The sequence below is a fragment of the Scytonema sp. HK-05 genome, from assembly GCF_963872035.1.
Lineage (GTDB): Bacteria > Cyanobacteriota > Cyanobacteriia > Cyanobacteriales > Nostocaceae > Kalymmatonema.
On the sequence record NZ_CAWMYC010000156.1, the window covers coordinates 1 to 17,909 of the forward strand.

Annotated in this window: 16 protein-coding genes; 7 read left to right on the forward strand and 9 right to left on the reverse strand. The window is 43.0% G+C overall.

Annotated features, from left to right (window positions below; translation table 11 throughout):
* Positions 1–424: 424 nt before the first annotated feature.
* Complete coding sequence (locus AACT52_RS35995) at positions 425–2,710, forward strand: amylo-alpha-1,6-glucosidase (protein WP_073635207.1); 2,286 nt, start codon at positions 425–427, stop codon at positions 2,708–2,710.
* A gap of 285 nt (positions 2,711–2,995) precedes the next feature.
* On the opposite strand, the gene AACT52_RS36000 is transcribed toward AACT52_RS35995, so the two are convergent.
* Both AACT52_RS36000 and AACT52_RS36005 read right to left on the reverse strand, forming a co-directional pair.
* Positions 2,996–3,328, reverse strand: coding sequence for a DUF2973 domain-containing protein (locus AACT52_RS36000; RefSeq protein WP_073635208.1), 333 nt, complete (start codon positions 3,326–3,328; stop codon positions 2,996–2,998).
* 347 nt (positions 3,329–3,675) lie between these two features.
* Positions 3,676–3,993, reverse strand: a complete 318-nt coding sequence (locus tag AACT52_RS36005; RefSeq protein ID WP_073635209.1) for a DUF2605 domain-containing protein — start codon at positions 3,991–3,993, stop codon at positions 3,676–3,678.
* 1,087 nt (positions 3,994–5,080) lie between these two features.
* Here AACT52_RS36005 and thrS point away from each other — a divergent pair.
* From thrS to AACT52_RS36030, 5 genes are all read left to right on the forward strand, one after another.
* Positions 5,081–6,925, forward strand: coding sequence for a threonine--tRNA ligase (thrS, locus tag AACT52_RS36010; RefSeq protein ID WP_073635210.1), 1,845 nt, complete (start codon positions 5,081–5,083; stop codon positions 6,923–6,925).
* A 76-nt stretch (positions 6,926–7,001) separates the two neighbouring features.
* Positions 7,002–7,193, forward strand: a complete 192-nt coding sequence (locus tag AACT52_RS36015) for a hypothetical protein (protein ID WP_073635211.1) — start codon at positions 7,002–7,004, stop codon at positions 7,191–7,193.
* Complete coding sequence (locus AACT52_RS36020) at positions 7,178–7,480, forward strand: type II toxin-antitoxin system RelE/ParE family toxin (protein WP_073635212.1); 303 nt, start codon at positions 7,178–7,180, stop codon at positions 7,478–7,480. Before AACT52_RS36015 ends, AACT52_RS36020 begins: the two co-directional genes overlap by 16 nt.
* Positions 7,481–7,695: 215 nt before the next feature.
* Positions 7,696–7,839, forward strand: coding sequence for a hypothetical protein (locus tag AACT52_RS36025; protein WP_158054920.1), 144 nt, complete (start codon positions 7,696–7,698; stop codon positions 7,837–7,839).
* A gap of 99 nt (positions 7,840–7,938) precedes the next feature.
* Positions 7,939–9,096, forward strand: coding sequence for a DNA cytosine methyltransferase (locus AACT52_RS36030; RefSeq protein WP_073635213.1), 1,158 nt, complete (start codon positions 7,939–7,941; stop codon positions 9,094–9,096).
* Here the strand turns inward: AACT52_RS36030 and AACT52_RS36035 are convergent.
* The 7 genes from AACT52_RS36035 to AACT52_RS36065 all read right to left on the reverse strand — a co-directional run bounded on the left by AACT52_RS36035 (position 9,082) and on the right by AACT52_RS36065 (position 15,461).
* The gene (locus tag AACT52_RS36035) at positions 9,082–9,615 is read right to left on the reverse strand and encodes a hypothetical protein (RefSeq protein ID WP_073635214.1); all 534 of its coding nucleotides are present in this window, start codon (positions 9,613–9,615) and stop codon (positions 9,082–9,084) included. The two genes, AACT52_RS36030 and AACT52_RS36035, sit on opposite strands and share 15 nt — an antisense overlap.
* Before the next feature lie 133 nt (positions 9,616–9,748).
* The gene (gene bcp / locus AACT52_RS36040) at positions 9,749–10,246 is read right to left on the reverse strand and encodes a thioredoxin-dependent thiol peroxidase (protein WP_073635215.1); all 498 of its coding nucleotides are present in this window, start codon (positions 10,244–10,246) and stop codon (positions 9,749–9,751) included.
* A gap of 91 nt (positions 10,247–10,337) precedes the next feature.
* Positions 10,338–10,844 (reverse strand): pyridoxamine 5'-phosphate oxidase family protein, encoded by a 507-nt coding sequence (locus AACT52_RS36045; RefSeq protein WP_073635216.1) that lies wholly within the window; start codon positions 10,842–10,844, stop codon positions 10,338–10,340.
* A 330-nt stretch (positions 10,845–11,174) separates the two neighbouring features.
* Positions 11,175–11,591 (reverse strand): heavy metal-responsive transcriptional regulator, encoded by a 417-nt coding sequence (locus tag AACT52_RS36050; RefSeq protein ID WP_073635217.1) that lies wholly within the window; start codon positions 11,589–11,591, stop codon positions 11,175–11,177.
* Positions 11,592–11,685: 94 nt separating this feature from the next.
* On the reverse strand, positions 11,686–12,234 hold the full coding sequence (locus tag AACT52_RS36055; protein WP_073635234.1) for a cupredoxin domain-containing protein: 549 nt from the start codon (positions 12,232–12,234) through the stop codon (positions 11,686–11,688).
* 8 nt (positions 12,235–12,242) lie between these two features.
* Positions 12,243–14,504 carry a heavy metal translocating P-type ATPase gene (locus AACT52_RS36060; RefSeq protein WP_073635218.1) on the reverse strand — a complete coding sequence of 754 codons (2,262 nt, stop codon included), beginning with the start codon at positions 14,502–14,504 and terminating at the stop codon, positions 12,243–12,245.
* Between the two features lie 495 nt (positions 14,505–14,999).
* Positions 15,000–15,461 (reverse strand): GNAT family N-acetyltransferase, encoded by a 462-nt coding sequence (locus tag AACT52_RS36065; protein ID WP_073635219.1) that lies wholly within the window; start codon positions 15,459–15,461, stop codon positions 15,000–15,002.
* A 624-nt stretch (positions 15,462–16,085) separates the two neighbouring features.
* Here AACT52_RS36065 and AACT52_RS36070 point away from each other — a divergent pair.
* Entirely contained in the window at positions 16,086–17,789 is a 1,704-nt protein-coding gene (locus AACT52_RS36070; RefSeq protein ID WP_073635220.1) for a tetratricopeptide repeat protein, read from the forward strand.
* The last annotated feature ends 120 nt before the right edge of the window (positions 17,790–17,909 follow it).

Here is a 17,909-nt window from a genome sequence, read left to right on the forward strand (position 1 = left end):
ATTTTAGTAATAATAGTATATAATTATTAGTGATTCGTATTATACATAATATATTTATTTTTTAATTCCCTTTACAAGAAATTTTAAGTAACAGTTTAGGTAAAAGTGACTAACCTGTTGCGTTTTGCTGTGGAAAACCCCTATTTCCATATTGCTGCCGAGGGGCGTCTACATCTTGCCATTCTGAAGAAAAGCGGCTAAGAAAACAAGTAGAAATCCATACTTTTAAGCTTCTTCATAAAATTTTTAGAAAATCATAGATTTATAAAGATTTTATGATCAAGGCTTTCTTCATGTTTTGTGACTAGCTGTATGCGATTATGATTTTTGCTCAATGGCTCAAATCTGCTTCTAACAGCGTCTTTTTTCCTGTTGACGCTGATGCTCGTATAAAAAACTAGACCTGTACACGGAATTTTGGCTGATGACACCGGATACGCTGATGACACCGGAAAAAATTTTTCTAGACGGAAAAACTTTTGTTCCTGCCGATCAAATACCTATTCCAGAATGGCCCTGTGTAACAAGTGAAAGACCACAACCGACACTCACGGTTAAAGATGATGATTTATTTCTGGTCACAGACACTTTAGGCAATATTTCTGGCTGTTCGCTCAATGATGGAAATCCCAGTATGGGGCTATTGTGCTGTGACACACGCTTTCTTAGTCGCCTAGAGTTGCAAATTGATGGACACTCTCCTGTGTTACTGAGCAGCACTGCTGAAAAAGGATTTTCTCTGTCAATTTTGTGTACCAATCCCAGAATCGAAGACCGTCTGAGAGCCGATACAGTGGGCATTCGTCGGGAACTCGTACTTAATGGAGCATTATTTGAAGAGTTAGAAGTTTCTAATTATAGCACAAGTTCCGTCAGCTTTGAACTCAGTATTAGTTTTGACGCGGATTTTGCCGATTTATTTGAAGTCCGGGGCTATGACAGGCAAAAACGGGGTAGACTTTTACGCCTTGTAGAACCGACACCTGAAGAAGGAACATCAACTGGTGAAGGTATTTCTGCACAATCTGTGCCACCCGTACAAAAAGAGCAATCCTTGAGCCTTGCTTATGAAGGTCTGGATGGCTTACTCATGGAATCTCGCATTCAATTCCAGCATAGGCAACCAGACTATTTCAAAGGTTACACAGCAGTTTGGCGGCTGGAGTTGGCTTCTCACGAAACTCAAAAGTTGGGCTACCGAGTCAATTTCTTGACAAACAACAAATCGACTTCCATTGTCAACGCGCCTTTCACTTTAGTGCAAGCGAAAGCGTCTGAGATGATGGAGGAACAACAGTGGGTACAACAAATTACACGAATTCGCTCAGACAAAGGGACGTTCAATCACATTATTGAGCGAGCTGAGCAAGATATGTATTTGTTGCGTCAGTCCTTCGGCAAGTACAAGACTGTTTCCGCAGGAGTGCCGTGGTTTTCCGCGCTGTTTGGGCGCGATTCGATTATCACAGCTTCCCAAACCCTGATGTTAAACCCTCAAATTGCCAAAGAAACTCTGCAGCTTCTGGCGACATACCAAGGCAAAACTGATGATGATTGGCGCGAAGAGGAACCAGGTAAGATTTTACACGAGTTGCGGTTGGGTGAATTAGCTCGCTGTCAGGAAATTCCCCACACTCCTTACTACGGTACAGTCGATGCGACTCCCTTGTGGCTGATGCTGTATGCCGAATACTACGCTTGGACTCATGATGTCGAAACTTTAGATCAACTTTGGTCCAAAGCTGTGTTGGCAATGGACTGGATCGACCGCAACATTCGAGAAACAGGCTATCTCAGCTACTACCGTAAATCCAAAGGTGGTCTTGCTAACCAAGGGTGGAAAGACTCTGGCGATTGTATTGTCAATCGTAAGGGAGAGTTAGCCAACGGACCGATCGCCTTGTGTGAGGTACAAGCTTACGTCTACGCTGCCAAATTGCGCTTAGCAGAAATTGCCAGGCTGAAAAAGCGGATTGACTTATCAGACAGGTGGACAGAAGAAGCAAGAAACCTCAAGCTTCGTTTCAATAGAGACTTTTGGATCGAAGACCAGGATTTCTGTGCGCTGGCTTTGGATGGAGATGGTCAACAGGTAGACAGTATTACGTCTAATCCCGGTCATTGCCTACATTTAGGCATTTTCACACCCGAAAAAGCTTACAGTGTTGCTGAACGGTTGCGGGCACCAGATATGTTTAACGGTTGGGGTATCCGTACCCTGAATAGCTTGTCACCAGCTTACAATCCAATGGGGTATCATATCGGTTCTGTATGGCCCCATGATAACTCGTTGATTGCACTGGGATTGCGATCGCTCGGTTTAGTCGATCAAGCCCTGGAACTTTTTCAAGGTTTATTCGACATGACTAACCAGCAGCCCTATCAACGTCCTCCAGAGTTGTTCTGCGGCTACGAGCGCAATGGTGATAACGCCCCTGTACAGTATCCTGTTGCCTGTACACCTCAAGCATGGGCTACTGGTAGTATCTTCCAGTTGCTGCAAATGATAGTAAACTTGGTGCCTGACGCTCCCAACAACTGCTTACGAATTATCGACCCTACTTTGCCAGAGTCGATCAGCACTTTGTCACTGCACAATCTCAAAGTTGGTTCTACCATACTTGATTTGGAATTTGAGCGTTCTGGTAGTACAACTGCTTGTCGCGTTGCCAACAAACGCGGTAATCTCCGAGTCGTTATCGAAGCGTAAATAAGGAACTGGGGACTCTTGACCGAATCAGTTACCAGTTATCAGTTATCAAGTACCATGCTGGTACTGGTGACGCTTCCTTGCCCCTCAATTTATTGATGGAGAAATAATGAAAGTGCATCCTTATTTCAAGCCCCTCAATTCATTGATGGGGATTGACTGGTAACTGGTAACTGTTCACTGTTCACTGTTTTGACTCGGAATGGGAAGATGCTCTTGACTACCGCTATACAACCAGTCCTTTTTCTTCCCTAATACCCAATCCAAGGGTCCCCAGTCCCTGCTTTAGCCTTCCTCTTGTTGATTCTCACTTTTGTGCCCTGGAGAAGCTTCGTAAAGCGCATCTAGTTTTTGGCGCGCGTCTTCAACATTAATCGAACGCATCACCAAAAGCGGCTCTTTAATTAAGTTACCAGCAGCATCTAATAATTCTGGATGGGGTTTAAACTGCTTGGTTGATGAATTATAGGGATATCTGCCCTGATTTTCAATCGCTGCGGATCTGGGTGGATAAATCCGCTCTCTATCAAAACTGAACATAATCAGGTTGCGAATTAAGTTAGCAACAGCTATAAAAGCTAGGATGGTAAAAGCAAGAATGTAAAGCAGGTGTAACATCGTTTTTCCTCCAGAGTTCGCAGATTTTAAAGCTATATCTTGTAAAGTTTTGCTTAGTTGAGTTGGTTGATGCTGTTAATTACGGTGATGCTCAATGGTTAACGCAATCTTTATGCGCTCATACTCTTTATAAAAAGGGGAATTTTTAACCTACGGGACAGTGGACTGGTAACATAATATACATCACTTCCTATCTCAGATGATGTCAAAAAATTTTTTCTATCTGACTTACATACCGTCTTGATTAGTGCTAATTTTGCTACCCTTCACAAAGTAACGTACCCAGATAACATAGTTTTCAGCCTCGCTCCGCTTCAAAGCTACGCGTGAGCGGTGGAAACCCCAGCTCAGACTTCTCGCGCTTGACGGAAGCGCATCGCCACATTCCAACATTGTGTTACTAATTGATGCCAAGGCGCTAACGTTGCCATATCAATACCGACTTGTCCATCAGTTGCACTAAACAGCATCTTTGCTGTGTTTACTTCCTCTTGCGCTTTCTTGACTCGCGTTAGTAAGTCAGATTGTTCATGTTGAGTCATGAATGACAGCTGTTCTGTTTCCAGAAAATCGCGCGATCGCGCAAACCAGTACTGAAAATCTTCTAACAGCGGTTGCAAAACTGTTTTCAGCAGTTCAGATTCTGGTAAATTCGAGTCTCGCATAAATGAGAAGGATATTCCTAACTTTCTTACTAATATTAACTCTATTTAAGATTCTTAACATTTCTCTCGTCTCTCTCATAAGTTAGAAAATTTTGATGCTTGGTAACATTATTTACACACCCTATATTATATAAACTTCTCTAGGCTATTGTACAGATACCCAAGGGGGATCTCAAAAAACCTGTTTATATTAGAGACAAAAAAACTGAGAATCTACTAATATATATGTATTATTCAACACTTAATGAATCAGATGAGACCTCGGTTGCTCAGTGAATGTATGCAAAGCCAATCGAGAAAAACCCGAATGGTTTTCTCATCATTCCCCTAACAAGCAGTTAACAAAGTGTGCATAAACGTTTTTTAGCTCCCCCTATTGCAATTCCTGTTGCCCAAAAGACTAGGTGATGAAAAAAAACAAGCAATGGCGGCAATGTAAAGTTAAATTAATGTAATATTATCTCACAATGAAAGTTAAACTTGTAGAATATTAGATAAAATCTAGATTTCAAAGAAAAGACTTGCATGCCTGGCTTTTGTGCACAACAAAATATCCGAAGTACATAAAAATCACTGTTAGTCATCAATCAGAAGTTTGTTTTTATTCTTTATTAGACATCGTTAAATTGAAGATTAAAATATTAAGTTAAACCAACAGGAATTAAAGTGGTTATATTTAAAGAAGAGCCACAGACATAAAAATGTGGGGCAATGAAACGAGCGAACACTTCAATGAGTACGGCGAAGTCTTGGCTCGGTAGGAATCTACTTTACTGGTTAGGTTGGCGCTTTAAGTGCTCCGAAGTCTTGTAACCATGAGCGATAAGCGATAAGCATTCTCTATAAAAAACTGACTGTTTATTTATACATAGGTAGGAAATGGCATGATAACTTATTAAAAATAGATATTATGAAGGAAGGCATGAGCACAAATATATGATTAATGAATCGACAGCATCCTGCTCAAGGAATAAAAATTGGGAAAAATAAAAATATGACAAAAACGGAAAAGTAGCCCCATGTTAGTTTTGGGGAAAATCTTTTCATAACTCCAACCCATAAATGATCTTTTACAATCACTTTGCCAATGGTACAGCAGCAGATGTCGCCAAACTCATCTTCTCATCAGCCAGAAGAACCAGAAAAAATATATTTACCGCGAACCTCAGAATCAGAGACTTTAAAGAAGATTCGCCATACCGCGTCTCATGTGATGGCAATGGCGGTACAAAAGCTGTTTCCCAAGGCACAAGTCACAATCGGTCCTTGGATTGAAAACGGCTTTTACTATGATTTTGATAATCCAGAACCATTTACTGATAAGGATTTAAAAGCCATTTATAAAGAAATGGTGAAGATTATCAATCGGAAATTGCCAGTCATTCGAGAAGAAGTCAGCCGCGAAGAAGCTGAAAGCCGTATTAAGCAAATTAACGAACCATATAAGCTAGAAATTCTATCAGACATCAAACAGGAACCAATCACGATTTACCACCTTGGAGAGCAGTGGTGGGATTTGTGCGCTGGACCTCATGTGGAAAACACTAGCGAACTCAACCCGAAAGCGATTGAGTTAGAAAGCGTTGCTGGTGCATATTGGCGTGGAGATGAAACCAAAGCGCAGTTGCAACGCATCTACGCCACCGCCTGGGAAACGCCAGAACAACTCGCTGAGTACAAGCGGCGTAAAGAAGAAGCCCAGCGACGAGATCACCGGAAACTGGGTAAGGAACTGGGATTGTTTATATTTTCCGACCTAGTGGGACCGGGGTTACCATTGTGGACGCCCAAAGGAACTTTGTTGCGGAGTCTTTTAGAAGACTTTCTGAAGCAAGAACAGATCAAACGTGGCTACCAGCAGGTTGTCACACCCCACATCAGCAGAGTTGATTTATTTAAAACCTCTGGACACTGGCAGAAATATAAAGAAGATTTGTTCCCGATGATGGCAGAGGATGAGGAAGCCGCGGCACATGAACAAGGCTTTGTTCTCAAAGCGATGAATTGTCCCTTCCACATCCAAATATATAAGAGCGAGTTGCGCTCTTATCGGGAATTACCGATGCGCTTAGCTGAATTTGGCACCGTCTATCGCTACGAGCAATCAGGCGAACTGGGCGGACTCACCCGGGTGCGCGGCTTCACTCAGGATGATGCGCATTTGTTCGTGACGCCAGAACAACTCGACAGCGAATTCCTCAACGTTGTGGATTTGATTTTGTCCGTCATTAAGACTCTGCGACTAGGGAATTTTAAAGCACGACTCAGTTTCCGCGATCCAGCAAGTGATAAGTACATCGGTTCTGATGAAGCTTGGAACAAAGCTGAAAATGCCATCCGCCGCGCTGTCGAAACCTTGGGGATGGATCACTTTGAAGGCATTGGAGAAGCAGCTTTTTATGGTCCCAAACTAGATTTTATTGTTCGTGATGCCCTTGATCGTGAATGGCAACTGGGAACGGTGCAGGTAGATTATAACTTACCAGAGCGATTTGAGCTAGAGTACGTCGCTGAAGATGGTTCTCGCAAACGCCCAGTAATGATTCACCGTGCGCCTTTCGGTTCGTTGGAACGACTCATCGGTATTTTGATTGAAGAGTATGCCGGAGATTTCCCCTTGTGGTTAGCCCCAGTGCAAGCAAGATTGCTACCAGTGGGTGAAGCACAACTAGATTATGCCAAAGACGTGGCGGCGAAGATGAGAGCCATCGGTATCCGCGCTGAGGTGGATACAAGTGGCGATCGCCTCGCTAAACTCATTCGCAATGCCGAAAAAGAGAAAATCCCCGTTATGGCAGTAGTGGGAGCCAAAGAGGTAGAAACCAATACCCTGAGTATTCGCACCCGCGCCTCTGGAGAGTTAGGAACTGTGCCTGTACCTGAAATTTTGGACAAAATGAAACAGGCTATTGCTAACTATGACAACCTTTAACAAAATGTAGAGTAAAGGGTGAGCTTTTTGCTCGCCCTTAAAAATTACTTCATATAAATATTCTCAAAAAGATGCTATGACTACTACAAAAGAAAAAGTCCAATCTCTGTTGAGCAAACTACCAGACGATTGTTCTGTGGAAGATGTTCAATATCATCTGTACGTACTTGAAAAAGTTCGTCAGGGATTGGTAGTCACTGACAATCGAGAAACTATCATCTCTCAAGAAGAAGCCGAGGCGCTATTAAGTAAATGGCTTATCGAGTAGTTTGGTCTCCCAAAGCGCTCGAAGATGTAGACGCGATCGCGGCATACATATTTCGTGACTCCGCTTCCTTTTCTGCCACAGTAGTTCGGAAGATACTTGACTCCTCTGATAAGTTGAGCACTTCTCCCTCTTCAGGTTCCATCGTTCCAGAATTTAGCGAGGATACTATTAGGGAACTGTTTGCTTACACTTATCGAATCATTTATCAAGTTCAAGAAGACACTGTAATTATTGCGGCAGTCATTCATGGTAAAAGGCTCTTAGCTCAACATCTAGACATAGACTGATAAGCTGAGAAATCTTTCTCCATTACAAACCAACAATCTAGAAGGGTGGGCATTGCTCACCCTTCTACAATTTTTGATCGTAGAAAACACAGATAGGAATGTCTTCGCTGCTTTTAGCCATACTCTGGTAACCATAGGGTGACTATACAACCAAGAATCTATTGAATTTTTCTTGATTATTATAGTCAATTTGACTATAATAATTATCTACTTTAATGAGCTATCTAAACATTGAGCAATTGGGAAAACTGGCTCGTACAATTCGTAAGCATGCTGGCTTAAGTCAAGCTGAAGCTGCTCAAATTATCGGTTCTTGCCAAATCAAACGTAAGTGCAGCAGAACAGGGAAAAAGCAGTAGGTATACTAATGTTGCAATTAAATAAGTCCAGGTTATTGGGCACAAAAGCGTCAAAGAACCATTTTTCTACGTTAAAGATTCCCTAGATGACGAGAGTAAATGAAGCTTGAGAAAACAGCAGCAGATTTTTTTGCAGGAATCGGGCTCGTCACAATGGGGCTTGTTAAGCAAGGATGGGAAGTGAAGTATGCCCTTGACTATAGTGACGAGAAGCGCCGAATGTACGAGGGGAATTTTAGAGGAGGGCACTACCATCATAAAGATATCAGAGAAATAAGTGGAATCGAAGTTCCCAAAGTAACTTTGGCTCATGCGTCTTTCCCATGCGCCAACCTCTCTGTTGCGGGTTCCAGGACCGGGCTGGACTCTGGAGAATCATCTACATTTTGGGACTTTGTCCGACTCATTAGTGAAATGGGGGAACTTCGCTGTGGGGGTAAACCCCCCTTCATTCTTATTGAAAATGTAGAAGGTTTCCTCACTTCCGGGTGTGGAGAAGATTTAATCGTTGCATTAACAGCCTTAAATAATCTTGGTTATGCAGTCGATATTCTGGTCATCGATGCTGCCCATTTTGTTCCACAAAGCAGGGTGCGCCTATTTATCTTAGGTAATCTGTTTGGTTTATCACAAACTTGTGATGAGTTGGAACAAATTATGAGTAAGCCAACCCATGCAAGACCTCAAAAAGTCAAAAATTTCATTGCTGCTAATCCGACAATTAGATGGAGCCTTCGCAATGTCCCAGACTTACCTCAAAGAACAATCAACTTAGCTGATATTGTTGATGAAACTGAACAATGGTGGGCAAAAGAACGAACAGAGTATTTGTTCAATCAGATGTTCGAGCGACATCAAGCCCAAATTCGTTTAATGATGCAAAACGAATATTGGTTATACGGAACTGTCTTTCGACGCATGAGAGTACGCGATGGTATTAAACAATCAACCGCAGAACTGAGAACCGATGGAATTGCTGGATGTTTGCGAACCCCTAAGGGAGGAAGTGCTCGTCAAATTATTGTTAGAGCTGGTAAGGGACGTTTTGATGCTAGGTTAATTAATGCTCGTGAAAGTGCTCGTCTTATGGGGGCTTCTGAGTATTTAATTCCTCAAAATATTTCACTCAATAATATACTCTTTGGCTTTGGTGATGCTGTTTGTGTTCCGGTAATCGAATGGATTGCTAAGAATTATCTCAATCTATTGTTTGATGAATTAAATAGCGCAATGAAAACTTCTCTACCTGCTGCTTAACTGGTTTTGGGGAAATATAAGCATACCATCCTGAATACTCATAACTACTTGACCGTGTGCTTTTACTGTACTGTAGCTGATATTTTTGCGGTATCGACGATTAGATTCTTGACTGCCGTAACGTTCTTCCAAACCAGGTAACCAACTTTGGAAAATTTCTGACAGAAAATTTCCTGTCACTTGGCGAAATGTAACGTTTCTGTAGTCGCGACTGTAGGACACAAATAAATGGTCTACAGTCATATCTTTCAGAAGCTTACCCCTACCTGTTTTTAAATGATACTGATACTCAAATGAGTTACCAGCAATACTAGATTTTACCTCGTAATTGCTAAGGTCGGCTCCATAGCTGCCAGTACCTCTATCTCCAGTGAGTATTGCACCAAACAACTCCCAAAGCTGTGGCGAAATGCTTCCAGGTATTCGTATGTTGTATTCTCTCAATAGGCTAATAAGTTCTTCGTTGTAGATGTACTTTCTATAAAACTCATGTGCTTGTTGTATCATCAGTTCCGTCATAACCAAAAGTCAAGTATGAAAAAAGCAGTTGTGGATATGCCGGCAGGACAACACCCTATGACGTTTAGTATCAGAACTGTAATTATTGCCGTCTAAATACTCCTGCTACTATTGCTGTTGCAATTGTCTAGTTTCATGCCTGACTTGATTGGGTTTCTATCAATTCTCGCAATTGCATAAGCACAGTAGCTGCATGACCCTTAGCTTTGACTTTTGCCCAGGTGTGAGCGATTGTTTGATCAGGTGCGATAAGGAAAGTCGAACGTTCTACACCCATATACTCCTTACCCATAAACTTTTTCAATCGCCATGCTCCGTAAGCTTCAGCAACTTGATGTTCTGGGTCACTTAATAACGTAATTGATAAGTTATGTTTATTGATAAATTTACAATGAGATTTCTGAGAATCTAGACTGACACCTAAAATTTTTGCTCCTAATTTGCTGAAGTCCTGATACAACTCGGTAAAATCTTTAGCTTCAGTCGTACAACCAGGAGTGTCATCTTTGGGATAGAAATAGAGAACAACCCACTGACCAGAAAAATCACCCAAAGTGACTTGATGACCGTCTTGATCTGTCGCAGAGAAATCAGGGGCTTTTTGCCCTGGTTGAGGAATATTGTTTACCATAAAATGTCGAAGTTATATCTTAAGTTTTATAACAAAAACTCGGTTTCTTTGAGAAACCGAGTTTTTCTGTTGCTATTATTTCACTTTTTGATTATTTCAAAGTGACTTTTTCATTTTCGCCGACATTGGGTTTCTCGCCTGTGGTTATTGCCTTCACCAGTCCAATTGTGTGTGCTACAAAACCTGAAGGTGCATCCCAATACTCAGCTTTTTCTACACTCACCTTGAGCAAAGCAATATCGGGTTCATCCAGTTCTTTAGGAAACCAAGCTTTCAATTGCGGCTTCCATAACTCTTGTAATTTATTGCGATCGCGTACCAATTGAGCTTTACCTGAAACAGAAACGTAGTTTTGCTTATGTGGATCAGAGAAACTGACGTTGACCTGCTGATGCTGCTCAACTTCTGTCACCTTGTGGGAACTGGCGTAGGTAAAGAACCAAAGGTCGCCATCAAATTCGACCTCTGAGTTGGTTGACATCGGACGACTGTGCAAACTTCCGTCTTCATCAACTGTAGTCAGCATTCCAATGTCAATATCTTTGATCAGTTCACGCAGCTTCTTAATTTGTTCATCGCGATTTTGTGAATCTGTCATTTTTGCTACTCTTATCTCTACTACCTAGCTGGAATATGAGCGCTCTACTGCAAGTCGTTTCTTCACTTCTGAGAGCTTCAATTATATTGTTAGCGTTTTTACAAAGCAGTGACTTGAGTCCAAAGATGGAGTTTTGTTACCAGAAAAGGAGTATTTTAGAAAAATTAGATGTCTTGCAAAAACCTGATTGAGGGCTATAGCAATCGTATTTGATTGGTGAAAACCGCGTATGCTCAGATTCCCGACAACTTTGGCGAAGTCGGGAATCTTGTTGTTCACGAATCATCTATGACTGCTATATGCTGATTAACATAGATTAGACAAACTGAATTATTTAATTTTTTCAATAATAGGACAAATTGTTTCCTCAGGAGTTTCAGGTATTGTTTCCCAACCCGAAAGCAGTCCTTCTAACTCTTGCTTCAGAATGACTAATTGCCGAATTTGTTGATCAATATCTACCAGCTTGTCTTGCAGTTTAACTTTGATATGTTCGCACGGTAAATCACCTTGATCGTGAACATTCAAAAAATCCTTAATTTCTGATAAGGTCAACCCAAGGCTTTGGGCGCGTTTGATAAAGCTCAAACGTGCAAAAACATCAGAGTGAAATAATCTAAATCCACCTTCAGTTCTGCCTGATGCTTTAAGTAGACCTAGCTCCTCATAGTAACGAATGGTTTTAATTGGTACGCCGCTCTCTTTAGCAACTACACCAATCTGTTTTATCTCTTCTTGAACTAACATATTTAGCTGCACCTTGACTAAATACAACTACTAGTTTTATCTTAAACTCTCCAGTAAGCTGGAGAGTCAAGAGAAAACAGCATCATTCTTTGAACTATGAACTAACTGTTGATGACTGAGGCGTTTTGACTTCCACAACACCGCGAAACATATTCATACCGCAGGCAAAGGTGTATTGACCTGGTTTTTCAGGGGTGAACTCGACGGTTGTTACCTGGTTCAAGTCTAACTCTTGGGTAATGTGAAAATCGGGGAATACGACTTGTTCAAGGCAACTACTGGAATCACGGCGTAGGAAATTGAGACGGACAGGTTGAAGAGCATTGACTACAACTCGGCTAGGTTCATAGCCTCCATCCACAGTAATAGTTACCTCTTGAATGCCATCATGAGCTTCTGCTTTTTGGGACTTAGGTTTACTCCAGAGAAACCACCATATTTCTAAACCGATTAACCCCAAGCCGACCGTAGTAACTCCACCTTTTACCCATAGTGGTTGCTCTATACGACGAAACGCAGTCATCTGTGATTTCTCGTTGCTTGGTATTTCACTGGTCGTTTGTGCTACTGCTTCCCCAGAAGCGAGACTGAACAAGAATCCCAAGCTAGCTATACTGCTGAAAATTGCCTTTTTACTTAACATTTGCCACCTCATGCAATTGCTTTAGGTTGAAATTTACGTAAACGCAGAGCATTTGTGACAACAGAAACTGAGCTAAATGCCATTGCTGCACCTGCAATGATGGGATTAAGTAACCAACCGAAGATGGGGAAAAGAACACCAGCAGCAATCGGAATTCCAGCAACGTTGTAAATAAAGGCGAACAATAGGTTTTGGCGGATATTGCGAATCGTAGCGCGGCTAAGTTGAATGGCGGTGACAATACCTTGCAAATCGCCAGAGATGAGCGTGATGTCACTGGCGGCGATCGCCACATCTGTACCAGTGCCAATTGCGATTCCCACATCGGCTTGAGCTAGGGCTGGTGCATCATTGATACCATCACCAACCATTGCTACAATCTTTCCTTCTGATTGCAGTTTCTGCACCGTAGCAGCTTTTTGGTCGGGGCGGACTTCAGCAAGGACACGTTTGATACCAACTTCACGAGCAATGCTTTCTGCGGTACGGCGATTGTCTCCCGTAAGCATCACGACTTCCAAACGAAGTTTTTGCAATGCTCTTACTGCTTGGGCAGAAGTGGGTTTAATGGCATCAGAAATGCCCATCAATCCTTGAATTTCCCCATCAACTGCAATCCAAATCGCCGTCTTGCCCAAATATTCCAAACGCTCTTTGTCGTGTTGTAGGGCTTGGGTATCAATGCCCAATTCTTCCATCCAGTGTTGTGTGCCAATTTGCACTCGGCGGTTAGAAGCTATACCTTGTACACCACTGCCTGCAATTGCTTCAAACTCCCTCACATCTGCTAACGCCACTTCTTGGGATTGGGCGTATCTCACAACTGCTTCTGCCAGTGGATGTTCAGAATTACGTTCTACAGATGCCGCTAGTTGTAGCAGCTTGATTTCGTTACCATTAGCACTGCCTTTAATTGTAACAAAATCCGTCACTGTGGGTTGACCTTGAGTAATTGTTCCGGTTTTGTCCAACACGATTGTTTGAATCTTGTGCGCTAGTTCCAGGCTTTCGGCTCCCTTAATTAAAATGCCGTTTTCTGCACCTTTGCCTGTTCCTACCATGATAGAAGTTGGTGTGGCTAAACCCAAGGCACAAGGACAAGCGATAATTAGTACTCCAACCGTGGCGATGAGGGCTAAAGTCGGATTGCCCATGAAGTTGAACCAAATGATAAAAGTGAGGAGGGCGATCGCAATCACCACAGGCACAAACCATCCAGTCACTTGGTCTGCTAATCTTTGAATTGGGGCTTTGGAACCTTGAGCCTGCTGCACAAGTTGGACAATTTGCGCCAGCACTGTATCTTTTCCGACTCGTGTTGTCCGGAACTTGAAACTCCCAGTTTTGTTGATAGTGGCTCCAATAACTTCATCTCCTGGTTGTTTTTTGACAGCCACACTTTCCCCTGTCACCATTGCTTCATCAACAGTGGATGTTCCCGAAATCACTTCACCATCTACGGGAATCTTCTCACCAGGGCGAACCATTATGACATCGCCAATCATGACTTCTGCAATCGGGACATCAACTTCTCGCCCGTTACGAATCAGACGAGCAGTTCTGGCTTGTAACCCGATGAGTTTGCGGATAGCTTCAGAGGTTTGCCCTTTGGCGCGATTTTCGAGCGATCGCCCCAAAAGAATCAAGGCAATAATCACCACGGCTGCTTCGTAATATACATCCGGCATCAACCCCTGTGTTGTAAAGAAACCAGGGAAAACAGTGGCAAACAGAGAATAGATGTATGCTGTCCCTGTACCTAAAGCAACCAGAGTATCCATAGTTGCAGCGTGTCGTTTAAAAGCTTTCCAAGCATTTTTGAAGAAATCAGCACCGCACCAGAACAGCACCGGAGTTGTCAACACGAGCTGCACCCAAGGATTATGCAACCATGCTGGAATGAAAGGTAAATGCAATCCTGTCATCATGGGTAACGACCCAATCACTAGCACAACACCAATCACCCCACCCACAACAACTTTCCGCAGTAGCAAGCGTGACTCTTGCAAACGAGCTGTTTTTTCGGCATCATCTTCTCCTGCCATCAGGTTTTGTTGTTCGAGTGGGTAAGCAGAGTAACCTGCTTCATCCACTGCACCTTGAATCGCTTCTAAATTGGTTTTTTTGGGATTGTACTTAACTGTTGCCTGTTCTGCCCCAAAATTCACATTACATTCATTGACGCCAGGGACAGAACGAATTGTATTTTCAATGCTTCTAGCACAAGAGGCGCAACTCATGCCGCGTAGTTTCAGTGTGGCATTTTCCATAAGACGACTCCAATTAGCAAGTGGCGCTAACTAGCAACTAATTTCATCTTGAATCCTCCAGTACGCTGGAGAGTCAAGGGTTGTGAGAAAGAATTTTTCTGAGGCACATAATATTAGATGCTTAGAATGACTCAATGCCGAATGCACAGTTCTTATACCAATTCGCTCATTCACGCATTCATAAGGTACGGCATTAAGAAAGACAGAGATAACGAGGGTTTGGGAATGTATATCTGTCGCATTCTTTTTTCACGCTTGGTATTATATTTGCAGGACTTACGCAAAAACTCTCTCAAACTCTTATCCCTATGCGCTAAGGCGCACGCTGCGCGTAAGTCCTGCGGACAGGCTGCGCCAACACGAAGTGTGGGCTTTGCGCTTACGTGTCCTTTGCGTCCTTTGCGGTTCGTTTTTTCATAATTTTGCGTAAGTCCTGATCTGGTCACTGTCATTGTGTTAACGACAAAACGACCTGATGTGTACCTTGAGTGTATTCTAGTCCCGGTACTCCATAAACACAACGGGAACTCCTATCAACCTCTTTCCTAATTGAGACAATCCAAACTTGCGTTTCATAGACGGCGGTAAGTCCTCAAAGGAAATTTGCACAAAACCTAAGCGACGATAAAACTGCGCCAGTCGCTGACCTAAACACTCCAAATAAAGTGGTTGAGTCGCTTGGTGAATCAAATGCTGTGTCAAAATCATCCCCAAACCGCGACCTCTCCAAGCTGGTAAAACAACCAAACTACCAAGTTCTTGCGCGCCAGAGAAGTTGCGTAACTGCCCGCAAGCTACCAATTGCCCGTCGCATTCTACTACCCAGAATTGCTGCCATCTTATTTGGGTAGGATCAAGTTTTGCCCCTAGCACCAATAGCCGAATCGACCAAATATCAGCAGATGTTGCACTGCGAAGGGTACACTCAGCTGGCAAGGACAAATCGCCCTGTTTCATAGTTTTTCTTCACGCTAATTGGTTGCACACTAAGGGTTGGGCTAAACCTGCTTAAATCCTCTCATGCGGAAGGACCCGCTGCAATTGTGTTCAGAATTGTTACGTACTGGTGAAACTGGCTCATCCCAGTAACTCAGCCAGGTAGTCGTTGATGTAATCGATCACTTGGAGAAGCTGGCGATCGCATAATCCGCATAATTAGTGATTGGGCGTTTATGTAGCGTGTTCGTAAGGACATAGGGACTTAGCTCACTGTCCTGAGTCCCTCGCGGTGCGCTGCCGCTAGGCTTACGGACACGCGGAGCGTGCCTTCACCCGGTGGGAGCTTACGCGCCGAGAGTGCCTGCGCTTTGCGCATACGGGTAATCACCAAGTCGTAGTTTATCTCTCATTCTTAAAAACTTTTCATTTTAATTTACTTTAATTTACTTGCATAAGTTAAAAAAGTCTGAAAAGTTCACAAAAAGTCTGCACTTTATCGAGATAGCTCAACCTTTGCGAAAATCCTCCGTCAGATAGTGATAAATAAATATAGAAACCAATACCTAAATCAAATTCCAAACAAATTCAACGAAATTGCTTAGAAATACATTTGTGTATCTGATTCAATAGTTGCAGGTTGCGATGTTATTCAATAACAAAAAACAAATATTGTTTGTTCTAACTTTACTCATTACGATTGGACTGTCTGGATGTGGTATCAAATTTGCTAAGCAGGTGGTAGCAAATGAGCCTAGTCGCATTCATTCTGAACCGACTCATCACACGGCACCTCTGTTCAATAATCTCGGTAATCACCATCATCCTATTTCCACAAACTCGAAACTTGCCCAGCGCTACTTCGACCAAGGGCTAACTCTAGCTTACGGATTTAATCATGCTGAGGCAGCACGCTCTTTTAAAGAAGCAGCAAGTTTAGATCCTAATTGCGCTATGTGTTACTGGGGAATTGCACTCGTCAAAGGACCGAACATCAATGCCCCAATGGAAAAAGAAGCCGTACCAGAAACAGTTCAGGCGATGAAAAAAGCCATTGAATTGAGCAAAAACGCTAGCGAAAAGGAAAAAGCTTACATTCAAGCATTAGCTAAGCGCTACTCGTTACAGCCAGATGAAAACCGCAAGCCCTTAGATACCGCTTATGTAAATGCAATGCGCGAGGTGCAAAAGCGTTATCCAGAGGATTTGGATGCTGCAACACTGTTTGCGGAAGCTTTTATGGATACTATGCCTTGGAATTACTGGTCAAAAGATGGTAAGCCCAACCCAGGAACAACTGAACTTCTGACTGTTTTAGAGTCCGTGCTTAAGCGCAATCCTAATCATCCTGGGGCAAACCATTTGTACATTCACGCTGTTGAGTCATCACCCAATCCCGAACGCGGTATAGCCAGTGCAGATCGTCTTGGTGAGTTAGTTCCGGGGGCTGGACATCTTGTGCATATGCCCGCCCACATCTACATTCGAGTTGGGCGCTACCATGATGCTGTTGTTGCTAACCAAAGAGCGATCGCCGTAGACCAAGATTACATTACCCAATGCCATGCTCAAGGAATTTATGCACTGGGTTATATGCCCCATAACCATCATTTCCTAATGGCAGGTGCCATGATGGGAGGGGATAGTAAACAGGCAATTCAAGCTGCCCGCTATACAGCAGCAATGGCAGACCAGAAAAAAATGCGAGAACTTGGATATGGTACGTTGCAACATTACTACGCGATGCCGCTTTACGCATTAACAAGGTTCGGTAAGTGGGATGAAATTCTCAAACAGCCAGCGCCAGGAGCAGACCTCAAGTATCCTAATGGAGCTTGGCATTATGCTAGAGGAATGGCATTCACCGCTAAAGGTGAACTCAAGCAAGCAGCAGAGGAACTCAAACAGTTAAGAGCAATTGTAGCTGATCCAGCCATAGAGAAAGTCACAATTTGGGATATCAACACAACTTCAAATCTTCTAAAAATTGCGTCTGAGGTTTTGGCAGGTGAGATAGCGGCTCAACAAAGCGATTATACACAGGCACGCGCTCACCTAAAGTTGGCTGTAACTTTGGAAGACAACCTGAAGTATGATGAGCCTGCAACTTGGTACTCACCAGTTCGGCAATCATTGGGAGCTTTGTTGCTTAAGACTAACCGTGCCGCAGAAGCTGAGATTGTCTATAAAGAAGACTTAGAACGCTATCCCGAGAATGGCTGGTCACTGTTCGGACTAGCCCAAAGTCTGCGTCAACAAGGCAAGACTCGGGAAGCTTTGACCGTGGAGGAGCGCTTTGAGCAAGCCTGGAAGTATGCGGATGTGAAGCTGATAGCCTCACGATTCTGATACGAATTTGCTGTTTCAGCAACTTATCTGTATTTCAAGAGCATGGCAATTCACTGATCTAATTCACCCAGTTGCAGGATGTTAGCAGCTAATAGTCTTATACTACACTTTGTAACATGG

Coding starts and splice junctions, on each gene's coding strand:
- AACT52_RS35995 (WP_073635207.1), top strand. CDS start 425: ATGACACCGGATACGCTGATGACACCGGAAAAAATTTTTCTAGACGGA.
- AACT52_RS36000 (WP_073635208.1), bottom strand. CDS start 3,328: ATGTTACACCTGCTTTACATTCTTGCTTTTACCATCCTAGCTTTTATA.
- AACT52_RS36005 (WP_073635209.1), bottom strand. CDS start 3,993: ATGCGAGACTCGAATTTACCAGAATCTGAACTGCTGAAAACAGTTTTG.
- thrS (WP_073635210.1), top strand. CDS start 5,081: ATGGTACAGCAGCAGATGTCGCCAAACTCATCTTCTCATCAGCCAGAA.
- AACT52_RS36015 (WP_073635211.1), top strand. CDS start 7,002: ATGACTACTACAAAAGAAAAAGTCCAATCTCTGTTGAGCAAACTACCA.
- AACT52_RS36020 (WP_073635212.1), top strand. CDS start 7,178: ATGGCTTATCGAGTAGTTTGGTCTCCCAAAGCGCTCGAAGATGTAGAC.
- AACT52_RS36025 (WP_158054920.1), top strand. CDS start 7,696: ATGAGCTATCTAAACATTGAGCAATTGGGAAAACTGGCTCGTACAATT.
- AACT52_RS36030 (WP_073635213.1), top strand. CDS start 7,939: ATGAAGCTTGAGAAAACAGCAGCAGATTTTTTTGCAGGAATCGGGCTC.
- AACT52_RS36035 (WP_073635214.1), bottom strand. CDS start 9,615: ATGACGGAACTGATGATACAACAAGCACATGAGTTTTATAGAAAGTAC.
- bcp (WP_073635215.1), bottom strand. CDS start 10,246: ATGGTAAACAATATTCCTCAACCAGGGCAAAAAGCCCCTGATTTCTCT.
- AACT52_RS36045 (WP_073635216.1), bottom strand. CDS start 10,844: ATGACAGATTCACAAAATCGCGATGAACAAATTAAGAAGCTGCGTGAA.
- AACT52_RS36050 (WP_073635217.1), bottom strand. CDS start 11,591: ATGTTAGTTCAAGAAGAGATAAAACAGATTGGTGTAGTTGCTAAAGAG.
- AACT52_RS36055 (WP_073635234.1), bottom strand. CDS start 12,234: ATGTTAAGTAAAAAGGCAATTTTCAGCAGTATAGCTAGCTTGGGATTC.
- AACT52_RS36060 (WP_073635218.1), bottom strand. CDS start 14,504: ATGGAAAATGCCACACTGAAACTACGCGGCATGAGTTGCGCCTCTTGT.
- AACT52_RS36065 (WP_073635219.1), bottom strand. CDS start 15,461: ATGAAACAGGGCGATTTGTCCTTGCCAGCTGAGTGTACCCTTCGCAGT.
- AACT52_RS36070 (WP_073635220.1), top strand. CDS start 16,086: ATGTTATTCAATAACAAAAAACAAATATTGTTTGTTCTAACTTTACTC.